Below are 14,059 nucleotides of genomic sequence, written 5' to 3' on the forward strand. Positions count from 1 at the left end.
TTTACGTTAGTATTGTATATTTTTTTGCTTGTAAAAGGTTGATTGACGCGTTCAAATCTCTACCTATTACATTTCCACAGTCACATTCATATACTCGTTCGGATAGTTTTAAGTCTACTTTCTTTTGACCACAACATGAGCATAACTTCGACGAGGGATAGAACCTGTCTACTTGACGTAGTTCAATTCCATATTCCTCACATTTCGCCAATAACCATGTTTGAAATGTATAAAAGCATTGCTTCGCAACTGCTTTAGATAGATGTTTGTTCTTCATCATACCTTTCACATTCAAATCTTCTACTGTAATAAATGTTGGCTTGGTTTTCACTACATCATTTACAATAGACTTTACATACGCTAATCGAATATTTGTTAATCTGGCATGTAGTTTTTGCACTCTAAGAATATTTTTATCTATATTCGCTCTTTTGTTAGTAACAGATTTTTCACCTCTCTTTTTTATATTTTCAAATTTACGCGATAAAGAACGTTGCTCACGTCTTAACCGTTTTTCTATCTTTTTTACTCTTATTGTTTTGTTGATGTTTTCATGAACGATACCGTCGCTACGTATAGCGAAATCCTTCACCCCTAAATCAATACCTAAACCTGTTTGCTTGAAAGTTGGCTTCGTTTCTGTTTCTTCCAATTCGCAAAGCACGGATACAAAATATCTTCCTGCTCTTTTACCTATCGTTCCACTTTTTACAATCGCATTTTTGGGAATATACCCATATTCTTTTAACCTTACCCAACCAATTGTGGGGATTTTTACTCTATGCCTTTCTACTGTCCAATCTGTTTTGTTGTTTTTAGGAAAATAGCACTTCACATCTTGCTTCTTCTTTTTCTTATATCGTGGAAATTTAGATAAACCCTTAAAAAATCGCTTAAAAGCTTTATCCCCGTTCATAATCGCTTGTTTTACAGCTTTACTTGATACTTCTTTTATCCACTGGTCACATTCTTTTGTATAGACATTGTTCAACCATTTTGAAAAGTCATACCCACTTAAAAACTTTCCTTCGGCTTCATACAACTCTTTGTTTTTAGAGATATACAGGTTGTAAACATATCTGCACACACCAATAGTCTGATTTATTCGAGGTATTTGTTCTTTTGTCGGATGGATTTCTATTAGATATGCTCTTTTCATAAATCTTTATCCTCCGGTATTTTCTTCTTGAATCCCCATATAGTCTTTATACTGTTTATCTGTATAAAATCTTCTTCCTTTAGGGTTTCGGTAAGCAGTCAATACACCCTCGTTATCCTTCTCTGTAAAGTTCTTACAGACACATTGATTATTTCAGCGAATTCTTTTGATTTATATTGTTTCATAGGTAGAATGTAACATATTCATCTGCATTTGCGTATGTTTTATACAACTGTATTGATCTCCTTACTTCCTAATGTTTCCCTTCGAATATTTCACTATAACTCTTTTATGATATCAATTCCAGTCTTTTCTATTCATTTAAAGTAAAAAACCGAAAAAACATTTTTGACAATGTTTCCCCGGCTTTTTATTACAATTAAGATCTTTCTTTATTTTTGTTCTTTAATTTTAATTTGTGCATCTTTATAAAATGCTAACTTATTATCATTATACTCTTTTGTATGTTTATTAAATTGTTCTTTCGCCTTTTGCGCTTCCACATTTAATTCATTAACAGTTTTAACTTTTTCACCAATTTCTTTTAACTTCGTTTCTTTTACTTTTAATTTTTCATACAGTTCTTTTTCAGTCGCTAACGCCTTCGTGTAATTCTCATTCATCTTTTGGAAGGCATTATAACGATTTTTATACGATTCTTCTACTGTTTTTGCTTGTTTTTGTAATTTCTTATCTTCGAGTTTTTCAATATCATTTTGAACGGATGTCGTTTCTTTCTGCGCTTTTTCTAACTGTTCCTTCTCGTTTTTCAATACTTTTTCACGCTCGTCTACATTTGCAGTAGCTTGCTCTATTTTCTTTGAAACTGCTTCATTATGCTCTTTACCTTCTTGTAAAATTTGAGAATAAAGTTCTTGTCCTTGCTTTTCTAACTTCTCTAATTTTTTTGTGTCATCTGCTAAAGATTTTTCTTGTGTAGATGCTGCTTCAAAAGCCGTAAATAAATTTTCTTCTGGCTTTTCACCGAAACAACCTGATAATAATCCTACTGATAATGCTCCAACTACTGCTACTTTTCCATATTTCAACTTCAATTCCTCCATTACATACGGTTATCATGCCAGAGGTTCACGGGGAAGTGATTCTCTTCATGATATGCTTCAAACTCATAACCCTTTTCTTTTAGACCCTTTAATATTGCTGGCACAGCTGCGACTGATTGCGGATGAATATCATGCATTAAAATGACTTCTTGAGGATTTGTTGCACCAGCTAATACATTTTGAGCGATTTGTGCTGCCGCCGCATCGACTGGTACTTTGTTGTATTTCCAGTCTAAAGAATCAATTGTCCAGTCCCATACTTTAAGACCACCCTCTACTACTTTGTTTCGAAGGTCTTCATTTAAACCAGGCTTCGACCCGTATGGTGGACGTGTTAATTGAGGTGATTTTCCAATAATATTTGCGATCAAGCTTTGATCTTCTTTCATTTCATTAACATATTCGCCATTTTTATATAACTTCGCAAAATTGTGTGTCATGCTATGCATTCCAACATAATGACCCTCTGCATTTTGACGTTTTACTAAATCAGGAAACGCTTTTACATTCGCTCCTATTAAAAAGAATGTCGCCTTCGCATCATGCTGTTTTAACATATTTAATAATTCAGCCGTATATTTTCCTGGCCCATCATCAAATGTAAGATACGCAACTTTTCTTTCCACTCCGTTAAAACGACTTGGTGCCGTTTTATTCATTTCAACTTTCGATTGTTCACTTGCAAGCTGCACTACATTTTCTTGTTTCGCTACAGCTTTTGCTGGTGAAGTAATAGATTGAAACATGAAATACCCAATAGCTACTATTGCAATCGCTATTAAAACAACTACAACTCGTTTAATTTTAAAAGCCTTTTCCATTCTATCGAATTCCTCTCCCTATTAATCTTATATGTAAATCACCCAATATAATTATACATCTATTTATTTTCATTACACTATATAAACATATTTTATATAAATTATAGTGGGAGTTTTATCAAAATTGTTGTTCCTACTCTTTCTCTACTTGTAATACTAAGCGTACCACCATGAAGCTCCACCATTTTCTTTACGATAGCTAATCCAATACCTGCGCCTTCAATATGGTTATTAATCTGATAAAATGACTGCTCTATAAATGGTAGATGCTCTTTAGCAATTCCAATACCTTGATCTGTCACCTTAATCACGGCTTGTCCCTCACTTTTGGTCGCTTCAATGTAAACTGTACTTTTTTCATTTGAATATTTAATAGCATTATGAATAATATTTAGGAAAACTTGTTTTAGTCTATTTCGATCTCCTACTAGTTCTACTCGTTCTAAATTAGCAACTAGATGAATCTGTTTCTCTTCTGATTTAGGAGTTAATTGCCAAATCGTCTCTTCTAGTATATCGTATAATTGCACCTTTTGTTTATATAAATTAAAATGATTTGACTGCAATCTTGAAAAATCTAGTAACTCTTCTACTAAATGAATCAATCGGTCTGTTTCACCTGAAATAATTCCCATACCTACCTTTACTTCTTCATCTGTTAAATGATCTACTGTTTTTAACGTCTCACTCCACCCTTTAATTCCTGTTAAAGGTGTTCGTATTTCATGAGAAATAGAGGCAATAAATTCATTTTTCAGTTGCTCAGCCTTTTCTATTTTATCGGCCATATAATTTAAACTATGCGCTAACTCACCTAATTCACCAGGATAATCCTCTTTAATTTGCTCCTTTAATGTACCTTCCGCAATTTGCGAAGAAGCATGAATAATAGATTCGATAGGTTTCACAAACGAATTCGCCAATCGTCTACTGATTAAGAATACGATACCTGAAATGACAATTCCAACTGAAATAGTAAACAAAATAATTTCAATAATCTTTGCATTTACATGTTTTAAAACAGTCGTATATTTTAAAACACCGATAGTTTGCCCTTGATGAATAAGTGGACTAAATACTTCTAATTGTTTCACGTTATCTTTCGTAGTAATAACTTGGTGATACATTTCCCCCTCTAGTAAAGAATAAGGAATACTCACTTTACCTTCAACCTTTTGCCCACTTGACGATTGTATAATTGTACCGTGACGATCAATCAATTGTAATTCCGTTCCTTCTAATTGGAAACTCTCAATTATTTCTCCGCTATATTCTTGCAAACGAATAAAATATAGTGAATTGTATTCCGAGAAAAAACGTGTACTGGTCTTTGCATGAGATTCAACATATTGCACAATGCCGTTATAATAATATCGATAAATAGAAACTGAAAATGCTACTTCAAATAATACAAGCATTAGTGTAATGACCGTCATAAAATATAAAGTCACTTTCCGTCTCATCTTATAGTTTCCTTCCACACATATCCTTTTCCCCACACAGTATGGATAAACTCTGGTTCTGACGGATTACATTCTATCTTTTGACGTAATCGTCTCATATTTACATCGACTACTTTCGTCTCGCCTACGTAATTGGTTCCCCAAATCATATTTAGAATTTCATCACGCGAGACTGGCTTTGAAGCCTGATTCATTAAATACTGTAATATCATGTACTCTGTAGGGGTTAAATCAACTAATTGTCCACCTTTATATAATCTTTCTTCTATAATATTTAACGAAAACGGACCAGACGTGATTGTATTCGTTTTTTCTTCATGTACTTCTATTCTTCTTAATAAAGATTGTATACGTGCAGTTAACTCTACTGGACTAAACGGCTTTGCGATATAATCATCTGCACCAATTCCTAACCCTTGTACTTTATCTTCATCTTGTACACGTGCGGTTAACATAATAATACCCATTTTTTTATTTTCTTCTCGGATAGCTTTACAAACTTGAAAACCATCAATCCCTGGTAACATAACATCAAGTAACGCTACATCAACAATATGTTCACTTAAAATCTGTAACGCTTCTTCTCCAGTACTAGCTTCTAATACATAAAATCCAGCATGTTTCAAATTTAAGACAATAAAGCTACGGATTGGTATTTCATCTTCTAAAACTAAAATTGTTGACATAATTCCCACCTCCCTACTCTTGTTGATAATCCGCTAGCGGTTTTATATATGCTTTTACCTTTTCAAATTTTGATTGCTTCGGTACTGCATATACATGAGAAGCCGTTTTAACTGCTGCCTCGTATCCTTTTATTTTGAACCATTCTTTCCGCTTAAAAATATGGACTTCAAGCCATGTTTCATTTGTAGTTACATCTATAAATTTTTGAACATCCGGTGCTTCTTGCTGAACTGGGACAGTTATTTTTCCAATTAGCGCTTGAGGGATTTTGACAAAATAACCTTTCTCTATATTGACATATCTTTCTTCTATCAGTTTAATTCCCTCTTCACTCCACTGTATATAACGCTCAAACATCGTGCTCTCTCCGTACGATACCTCCTCCCAACCTTTTGGACGCACAGTACGAACAAATTCAATAATGCCGTCTTCATTAACGTCTTTACTTTCCACAACATAATCATTGAATAAATCTTCTTTCCCGTCTATAGGCAGCCCCTCATAATGATCCTGATCAAATTTTGCTACATATGTTATACCTGAATGAGCCCCAACTCCTGCATCAATTACAACTGCCTTTGACTTGTTAGAAATACGTCCCATTTGTATTCGTTGGATACTATTTATATATGGATCAAATGTAACTTCAGACATAGTGTTAAACTGTTCAATGAACTCAACTTTCAATTGCTCATCTTTTTTATAAGTAACAAGGCTTATATCATTAAGGCCATTTTTATTTAAATCCTCTATAAATAACTTCGTATATTGCCGATTATAAATCTCCTTCATATCATCATTTTCTTCCGAAAAGACATACATTACATGTTCTAAAGATTCACGACTTACAGAGATTCCAATTAATAACTCTCGCTTCCCGTTCCCTGTAAAATCACCGACTTTAACGATATCTATATTCTCACCATCAAATGTATGAGTGGACTTTAATTTCCAGCCATTGCTGCTTTCCGCATAAATAGCTAAATATATACTCCGATCTTCATTCGGTACTTTATAAAATACGATCGCTTCTTTCTTATTATCTTGTTTAAAATCCATTGACCAAATCATCTGTTTATCTTTATTAGACATTGGAGTAAGCAACCGATAATTAACTGGCAAATCTTTATCTATTTGCTCTTTTAATTCATTAATCCACTTTTCATTTGCAGGAGCTCCCATTAAACTTGTTGGAGCTTCAGACATTTTACATCCAGTCAATATAAAAATGATTCCCAAAATGCTTATCCATTTCTGCATATGATATCTTTCCTTACTACAAATTTTAAGTATTTTTTATACTATGTGCCTCTCCAATATTCTCATACATATGAGTATAGTTTTTCTAATATAAAAAATCGTTACAGAAAAGTTACAACTATATTTCCATAAAAAAAGATTGGCAAAGGCCAATCTTTTTTACTATTCGTTTCGAGCTGGTTTTGGTGTTATACCCAAATGATCATTTAATTTTTTTGAAATATCTTTTACATTTTTTTCGTTTGGACTGTAATAATAAATACCACCAATACGTTTATCAGTACCTTCAATTTGCATTTTTTCCATTTGCAGGTCAGATCCAGCCATATTTTTCGTAATAGCAAGCATATCATCAAACGTTAAGTTTGTTTTCATGTTGTTATCCACTGCATCAAGTAAAGAGCCCATTTTACTAATTGATTGAACAGACATTGCTTTTTTCGCAATTGCTTCAATTACAAGTTGTTGCCTTTGACCACGCATTGCGTCACTATCAATTTTACGCGTTCTAGCAAGTGCAAGGGCTTGTTCACCATTTAAATGTTGGTAACCTTTTTCTAAATGGATCATACCTGCTTGGTCTTTACTATCTTGTTCTGTGAAAGTAACCGGTACATCAATATCAATACCACCAATTGAATCTACAATTTGTACAAATGACTCAAAGTTAAACTTCACATAATAATCAACTGGAACATTTAAAAATCTTTCCACTGTATCTCTTGTACTTTCAACACCGCCAAATACGTGTGCGTGTGTAATTTTATCTAATTTCTTTCTAGATGGAATATAAACGCGTGAATCACGCGGAATACTTACTAATTTAACGGATTTATCATCTTTATTAATTGTCGCTAATAAAAGTGCATCTGTCCGAACTGCTTCGCCGTATTGGCTTTTTCTCATTTCACTTCCGTCTACACCCATGATTAAAATCGAAATATTATCCTTTAAAGGTTCCACTTCTTTGTCCCTTTTTGATGACTTATCAATTTTTGCATATGCATCACTTACAACCGCTTTTGCTTTGTTATATATAAACGATCCATATCCTACTCCTCCAAAAATAAGTAGGAAAAATGGAATTAAAATGAACCATTTTATTGACTTTCGTTTAGAACGTTTTTTATTGCTTCTCGTATTTTGTTCTAATTCAGAGCTCATACCCATTCGCCTCTCTTTCTCTTTCCCTAGTATAATGTAAGTCTATTAATCTTCATATTGAATTTCCTTTCAATTACCTTACATTTTTGTAAGGTTACTTCATGAATCCAACATGTATTCCATTTCACATTATACTCTTGTGCTTATTTTTGGCAAGTCACTATTTATCAACTTAAAAAATCCAATACTTCGGAATATTCGAATTTACATATTTATTATTCTGTTATTTGCAGGTAGTAAGATTTTCACCTCACAATTTAGCAAGAATAAAGAGTCAAGTTTGTGCCGTACCATCTTGATTGGTGATGACTAATAATCAGTGAGGGATAAATCCCCCACTGATTAAAGTTTCACTTTATTATTTCTCATTTGGTGTGTATATCATTTGCTTCCCATTATTATTAATTAAAGCTGACTTTGCTTTTATTTTCGTTTTTTCTATTTCTACATCTTTATTTGAGAAATTCACAATGATTTTAATATCTTTTCCATATGAAGTAGATTGTACTAGCTTATCTTCTGACAGATATGCAAAGTTCGTCATTTCTTCTTTTACTGCCTTTTCATGAACTTCATTCCAAACTTTCAGATGCTCTGTAATTTCTTTTTTATGCTTATTCCACTCTACTTCATCTAAATGGTACAACGGAGGAACATTATACAATAACTCATATAACATACGATTTCCAACCTCGTCCTTTACCTTCAAACTTCCCCATTCCCAGTGGTGCGTTGTAATAACCGAATCATTGTATACTAGTTTATATAATGGCACCGAATATACTGGATTTAAATATACTTGCTTATATTCTTCTTTTAACGGTACTTGTTTTGCATATTTTTCTGGAACATTTTGATTTGGTGACCAATATCCACCGACATAATACGGGCTTGTTTTATTTTTTCTCATATCTTCATCGTCCCACTTAATAACTGGTGTTTCAATTCCATGAGCAAATGCAATCGTACTACTTGCAAAATCATTTCCGCCCTCAGAGCCAACTACCATACCTTTTTCTTGTGCAATATAATCCATTCGTTTTAATCTTGCTTGTAAATCTTGTTCTTGTGTCGTTAAATGTTTTGTTGAATAATCATCATAAATTTCGCCCGTCGCGTCACAATCAATAAACCATGAATTATATTTAGGGCCATTTTGTAATATATCGTTCATTCGTTCTTTTACACTAGGAAGTGATAATGTCGGATTTAATTTTCGGCCTCTCCCTAAAAACCCTTGCACTTTCTCACCATTTTTCTTCGTTACAGTGGCTTCTTCATATAACGATGGGTCATTAAAAGAAGCTGTGTTCCAATTTTTATCACCTTTTTCGTGAATAGAATGGTAAGAATCATACGGACCAACTAAATATCCCATTTCCTTAGCTTCTGTAACGAAATTAGGCTGCATAAATCCTTGTTCCCAGTTCGGTAGACCAATCCACGCTTTGTCTATCCCTACTTTTTTCATTTCCTTTATTATATCCGTTCCATCTGCTTTACCCCATTTACTTACTTCTTCAACTGCATCACCGAGTACTGACTTTAATAAATGTTTATTTAAGCTATACAGCTCTGTCTTCGATAAGTGATCTACACCTTTCTTTAATAACACACTAGCTTCCTGATTAACTTTCGGGAAAATATCCTCTTTATACAATTCCTTCATAGATAATACTTCGTTTGTATAGCGTAAAATAACATTTTTTTGGTACTTATCGATAAAGTCTTGTTTACTCACCTGCTCAAATACATTCAATTCCCCAGGCTCTGAACTATTCTTTTGAATAAGGTCTTTTATATGGCTAAACACCGGGCTATTTATTTGCTCTCTTAGCTTCGGCCAATTCACGTTACTTTCTGATAAACCATTTTGATTCCAAAAGTAAAAATGAGCTGCCCCGTAAAGTTTTTCGATTTCTTTATTTTTTCTTGCCTTTTCTTGTAATGTTTTAAATTCACCTTTTCGAGCAATATTATCCTTATACAGTTTAGCAATACTTACTGCATCATTATTTGTCACATATAATTGAAATCCATATGTTTTATTTTTATTTATACTCGGGAATTCATGTATAAAATCAAACCCTATTTTCGGATCTGAATGAAATTTCAATTCATTATTAAACATATTGTTCGCAATATATACGATCGAATATTTAGAACCATTTAATGCAAAAAACTTCATAGAAAATGATTCAGCAAATGAATATGCATCATCCTTTAAAAACTTCTTCCAATTCTCATCATTACTCGGAATTTGCTTACCTTCCCATAACGGAAGTGTATAATTTTCAGCTTGCACTTTTGGCCATGTAAAACTTTCTGCACCAGTCGATTCCACTTCAATATTTAAGTGGTCTTTTTTCTTTTCTAAATTTACTTTTACTTTTTGATCCGGATATTCCCATGATGTATGATCCCTGTCTTTTTTCAAATTCGATACCTTCATTTTTGGTAACGGTTGTGATGCCTGTTCTTTTACACCATCATGTTCTACAGTTAACGTAAAAGTCTCAGGATTTACATCGTAAGTAAAATCTTTATACGTCGCTTTCTTTATTTTAGACTCTTGTAAAGCATCATTACCTTTTACATCACACCCGACTAAAGTCGAAAGTGACAATGTTGTAAGAAGACATATCGCTATCATTTTTTTCATCTTCTGCACCTCCACCACTGAATATACAGGAGGTTTGTTACAGGAATATGGCAAAAAATAATAGAGCTAGCATTATGCTAGCTCTATTATGAGCAAAAAAAATTTACGTATTACTATAATCTGTTTAAAGAAAATATGTAATACAGGCAGACTTTAATCCTTTTTTTTATTCTCACTAATAATTAGATCAAGCAAATCTAACTTCCATCAAGCTTTCCTTAACTGAAAAAGTAACTATATATAATATATCCTAAAACTAGCACTAAAATTAATATCCCTGTACCTTTCCAATTCATACCACCTGTCATATCAGCGGGGCTACCTGATTCCGCCCTGTTGAGTCCATCATTCAAAGAACCGGTAGGATTATTTTTCAATTCACTTTGTCTCATGCGTTCTCTTTTTTCTTCTGGTGACTCTTTTGAACTCATATAATCACCTCTAAAATTAATGTTTATTCCGAAAAGTCCCCTTTAAAATAGATTCTCCATAACGTAAAGAAAGCTAGCGATGCTAGCTTTCTTTATAATCCAATATGTTCTTCCTTATTTACAGTAATCCCTTTATGATCAATTTCAAGCTCACATACTTTCATAGCTGCAAATACTCTCGCTAATTGGTCAGCTATTTCTTTACGCTTCTCGTACGGAGTTAAAATAAAAATGGATGGTCCCGCACCACTAAGCGCTGTTCCATATGCTCCGAATTCTTTTGCACATTTACGAATTGATGGTAATAACGGTACAAGTTCTAAACGATATGGCTCGTGGAAATGATCTCTTTCCATCATTTCACCTACAACTTCCCACTTCTTTTGACATAACGCAGCTACTAATACGTTACTTATCGCACTAGCCTTAACCGCTTCATGAAACGGAAACATCTCTGGTAATACAGATCGACTTTCATCCGTATTTAGCTCTTCATTCGGAATAAGAGAAATTACGCCTAATTCCTTACTTTCAATCCTTACAACCGAAACATTTTTTCCATCAAGTGCTCCGATTACAGTTCCACCTAAAATAGAAGCAGCGACATTATCTGGATGTCCTTCAAAGTTTGTAGCAATTTGAACCTTTTGATCAGTTGTTAAATATAAATTTCCAAGTTGATTCGCAAGCTCTATTCCTGCTACAATCGCTGATGCGCTACTTCCTAGCCCTCTTGTCAGCGGAATATTACTAGTAACTTCTATTATATGGGGTGATAAAGAAGGACATACTTTACATGCCGTGCTAACAATTAAATTTTTATCGTCTTTTGGAATTGAATCGTCAAAAGAATGTATCACTTGCCACTTATCAGCTTCTTCCTTTACACTTACTTCTAAATATAATGACAAAGCTATTCCAACAGAATCAAATCCTGGTCCAACATTCGCTGTACTAGCAGGAACACGAACTCTTAATGGTATCACGACATAATCACCCCTTTAATATGATCTTTAATTTGTTCTATATCATTTGACACACTTGCAATATCAAATTTATTAGAAGAAATTGCGATATCAGGATCTTTTAAACCATTTCCAGTTAAAACTGCAACAACTGTTTCGCCTTTTTTAATTTTTCCAGATTGAACATGTTTAATTACACCCGCTAATGAAGCATTTGATCCTGGCTCTGCGAAAACTCCTTCAGTTTTTGCTAACAATCTATACGCATGTAAAATCTCCTCATCTGACACCATATCTATTTCACCATTAGACTGTTCGGCAGCCTCTACTGCATACGACCAACTTGCCGGATTACCGATGCGAATCGCTGTTGCAATCGTTTCAGGTGCCTCAATGACATGTCCTTTTACAATTGCCGCCGCTCCTTCCGCTTCAAAGCCGTGAATTCTGGGCTTCTTATAGCCTTTTTCTTTCTCGTATTCACAGAACCCTTTCCAATATGCTGTAATATTCCCAGCATTTCCAACAGGGATAGCTAGAACATCTGGTGCGTTTTGCAACTGGTCACAAATTTCAAATGCCGCTGTTTTTTGCCCTTCAATTCGGTAAGGATTTACTGAGTTTACTAATGTAATCGGCTCTTCTGCAGCAATATTTCTTACAGCCTTAAGTGCATCATCGAAATTCCCTTCTATTGAAATGATCTCCGCTCCATAAGCAACTGCTTGCGCTAATTTCCCATGCGCAATCTTTCCTTCTGGTATTACGATAATACATTTCATTCCGAGGCGTGCCGCATATGCGGCAGCTGATGCCGATGTATTACCTGTAGATGCACAAATAATTGCCTCTGCCCCTTCTTCTTTCGCCTTTGCAACTGCCATTACCATGCCACGGTCTTTAAAAGAACCTGTTGGATTCGCTCCTTCATATTTCCCGTATAACTGAATTCCTAATTGCTTTGATATATTTAATAATGGAATCAGAGGTGTATTCCCTTCCATTAAGCTGACATCAGGTGTGTTTTCATTCACTGGTAAATAAGAAGCATACTGTTTTAATAGTCCTTTATACATATTGTTTTTCCTCCTCAATAATGTAGTAACTGTTTATTTCACTTGCGACATCTTCTATCGCCCCTAAAACTTGTTCGAATTGATATTTTGAAGTTCGATGCGTCACAACAACGACTTCTGCAAGTTCGCGATTTAAAGGTAATTGAATAACTTCTTTTAAACTTACAGAGTAATTAACGAAACATTCCGTTACTTTTTGCAACATCCCTGGCTCATCTCGTAATGAAATACGTAAGAAATATTTCGAAACTACTTCTTCATCTCCTTGTAATTCGTAAGGCTCTGGTTCTTTTAACGCACTTTTATTTTTCGGAACTTGATTCATATTTTTAACGATTGAAATAATATCACTTACTACAGCAGAACCAGTTGGTAACTTCCCAGCTCCAGGTCCGTAAAACATCACTTCCCCTACTGCTTGACCGTGAACATACACCGCATTGAATTCATTATTTACATTCGATAACGGATGATGCCTTGGTAATAAAGTCGGTTCTACACTTAAATGAATGGCTGATCCTTGTTTCTCTGCTTTACCAATTAATTTCATTGTAAATCCTAATTTTTCGGCCATCTCTAAATCTTCTTTTTCAACCTTTCGAATACCTCTAACTTGAACATCATCTAAAGAAACATTCATCGAAAAACCTAAGTTTGCAAGAATTGCTACCTTTCTCGCAGCGTCTAGTCCATCTACATCCGCTGTCGGATCTGATTCTGCAAACCCTAATTTTTGCGCTTCCTGTAAAGCCTCTTCATACGACCATCCATTTTGACTCATCTTTGTTAACATATAATTTGTTGTTCCATTTACGATTCCCATTATTTTTTCAATTTGATCTGAAGCTAGCCCGTCTGATAATCCTCTTAATATTGGAATCCCACCGGCTACACTCGCTTCGTAACATAGGTCACATTCATTTTTATTTGCCAGTTGCAAAAGCTCCGCACCGTATACGGCCATTAAATCTTTATTTGCTGTTACAACATGTTTTTTATTTTGTAAAGCCGTAACAATATGCTGTTTTGCTTCTTCAATTCCGCCCATTACCTCTACTACAATATCAATATTTGAATCATTTAGAACTTCATCTACATTACTTGTTACTACGATTCCATCAATGCAAACATCACGTTCCTTTTCCAAATCACGTACAACGACTGTCTTTACCTTTACTTCATATCCTGTATCAAGAGCGATCTTTCGATAATGTTCTTTCAAAATATGGACAACACCACTTCCGACAGTACCTAATCCTAATACCCCAACATTAATAACGTTATTCATTTTCTAATCTCCTCCTAAA

Annotated in this window: 12 protein-coding genes and 1 pseudogene; all 13 read right to left on the reverse strand. The window is 34.2% G+C overall.

The genetic code is table 11. The annotated features are described in order from the left end of the window. Window position 1: 1 nt before the first annotated feature. The 13 genes and pseudogenes from MKX66_RS09995 to MKX66_RS10055 all read right to left on the reverse strand — a co-directional run bounded on the left by MKX66_RS09995 (window position 2) and on the right by MKX66_RS10055 (window position 14,040). Window positions 2–1,159 (reverse strand): RNA-guided endonuclease InsQ/TnpB family protein, encoded by a 1,158-nt coding sequence (locus MKX66_RS09995; RefSeq protein ID WP_002189317.1) that lies wholly within the window; start codon window positions 1,157–1,159, stop codon window positions 2–4. A gap of 32 nt (window positions 1,160–1,191) precedes the next feature. Then, window positions 1,192–1,344: pseudogene (locus MKX66_RS10000) on the reverse strand (MerR family transcriptional regulator); the annotation flags it as partial. A 207-nt stretch (window positions 1,345–1,551) separates the two neighbouring features. Continuing rightward, a complete protein-coding gene (locus tag MKX66_RS10005) occupies window positions 1,552–2,208 on the reverse strand; it encodes a YkyA family protein (protein WP_326996468.1) in 657 nt (218 codons plus the stop codon). Window positions 2,209–2,222: 14 nt separating this feature from the next. Next, window positions 2,223–3,044: a peptidoglycan-N-acetylglucosamine deacetylase gene (locus tag MKX66_RS10010; RefSeq protein ID WP_002189313.1), complete on the reverse strand. Its 822-nt coding sequence runs from the start codon at window positions 3,042–3,044 to the stop codon at window positions 2,223–2,225. Window positions 3,045–3,145: 101 nt separating this feature from the next. Further along, entirely contained in the window at window positions 3,146–4,507 is a 1,362-nt protein-coding gene (locus MKX66_RS10015) for a sensor histidine kinase (RefSeq protein ID WP_002189312.1), read from the reverse strand. After that, window positions 4,504–5,193: a response regulator transcription factor gene (locus MKX66_RS10020; protein ID WP_002189311.1), complete on the reverse strand. Its 690-nt coding sequence runs from the start codon at window positions 5,191–5,193 to the stop codon at window positions 4,504–4,506. Before MKX66_RS10020 ends, MKX66_RS10015 begins: the two co-directional genes overlap by 4 nt. A 13-nt stretch (window positions 5,194–5,206) precedes the next feature. Beyond that, a complete protein-coding gene (locus MKX66_RS10025; protein ID WP_326996467.1) occupies window positions 5,207–6,454 on the reverse strand; it encodes a hypothetical protein in 1,248 nt (415 codons plus the stop codon). Window positions 6,455–6,616: 162 nt separating this feature from the next. Further along, window positions 6,617–7,618 (reverse strand): LCP family protein, encoded by a 1,002-nt coding sequence (locus MKX66_RS10030; protein WP_002189306.1) that lies wholly within the window; start codon window positions 7,616–7,618, stop codon window positions 6,617–6,619. A 358-nt stretch (window positions 7,619–7,976) separates the two neighbouring features. Continuing rightward, window positions 7,977–10,280 (reverse strand): glycoside hydrolase, encoded by a 2,304-nt coding sequence (locus tag MKX66_RS10035; protein WP_326996466.1) that lies wholly within the window; start codon window positions 10,278–10,280, stop codon window positions 7,977–7,979. A gap of 218 nt (window positions 10,281–10,498) precedes the next feature. After that, window positions 10,499–10,711 carry a DUF6366 family protein gene (locus MKX66_RS10040; RefSeq protein WP_002031378.1) on the reverse strand — a complete coding sequence of 71 codons (213 nt, stop codon included), beginning with the start codon at window positions 10,709–10,711 and terminating at the stop codon, window positions 10,499–10,501. A gap of 92 nt (window positions 10,712–10,803) precedes the next feature. Continuing rightward, on the reverse strand, window positions 10,804–11,697 hold the full coding sequence (gene thrB, locus MKX66_RS10045) for a homoserine kinase (protein ID WP_002189304.1): 894 nt from the start codon (window positions 11,695–11,697) through the stop codon (window positions 10,804–10,806). Next, window positions 11,694–12,752: a threonine synthase gene (gene thrC / locus MKX66_RS10050; protein ID WP_002189302.1), complete on the reverse strand. Its 1,059-nt coding sequence runs from the start codon at window positions 12,750–12,752 to the stop codon at window positions 11,694–11,696. The genes thrB and thrC overlap by 4 nt, the downstream gene beginning before the upstream one ends. Next, a complete protein-coding gene (locus MKX66_RS10055) occupies window positions 12,745–14,040 on the reverse strand; it encodes a homoserine dehydrogenase (RefSeq protein WP_002031370.1) in 1,296 nt (431 codons plus the stop codon). Before MKX66_RS10055 ends, thrC begins: the two co-directional genes overlap by 8 nt. Window positions 14,041–14,059: the final 19 nt, after the last annotated feature.

It is taken from the genome of Bacillus sp. FSL R9-9530, assembly GCF_038008145.1.
GTDB classification, from domain to species: domain Bacteria; phylum Bacillota; class Bacilli; order Bacillales; family Bacillaceae_G; genus Bacillus_A; species Bacillus_A mycoides.

What these genes read in the sequence shown, in the direction of transcription:
- MKX66_RS10035 (WP_326996466.1), bottom strand. Translation starts at nt 10,280, where the DNA reads ATGAAAAAAATGATAGCGATATGTCTTCTTACAACATTGTCACTTTCG.
- MKX66_RS10020 (WP_002189311.1), bottom strand. Translation starts at nt 5,193, where the DNA reads ATGTCAACAATTTTAGTTTTAGAAGATGAAATACCAATCCGTAGCTTT.
- thrC (WP_002189302.1), bottom strand. Translation starts at nt 12,752, where the DNA reads ATGTATAAAGGACTATTAAAACAGTATGCTTCTTATTTACCAGTGAAT.
- MKX66_RS09995 (WP_002189317.1), bottom strand. Translation starts at nt 1,159, where the DNA reads ATGAAAAGAGCATATCTAATAGAAATCCATCCGACAAAAGAACAAATA.
- MKX66_RS10025 (WP_326996467.1), bottom strand. Translation starts at nt 6,454, where the DNA reads ATGCAGAAATGGATAAGCATTTTGGGAATCATTTTTATATTGACTGGA.
- MKX66_RS10010 (WP_002189313.1), bottom strand. Translation starts at nt 3,044, where the DNA reads ATGGAAAAGGCTTTTAAAATTAAACGAGTTGTAGTTGTTTTAATAGCG.
- MKX66_RS10030 (WP_002189306.1), bottom strand. Translation starts at nt 7,618, where the DNA reads ATGAGCTCTGAATTAGAACAAAATACGAGAAGCAATAAAAAACGTTCT.
- MKX66_RS10040 (WP_002031378.1), bottom strand. Translation starts at nt 10,711, where the DNA reads ATGAGTTCAAAAGAGTCACCAGAAGAAAAAAGAGAACGCATGAGACAA.
- MKX66_RS10055 (WP_002031370.1), bottom strand. Translation starts at nt 14,040, where the DNA reads ATGAATAACGTTATTAATGTTGGGGTATTAGGATTAGGTACTGTCGGA.
- MKX66_RS10015 (WP_002189312.1), bottom strand. Translation starts at nt 4,507, where the DNA reads ATGAGACGGAAAGTGACTTTATATTTTATGACGGTCATTACACTAATG.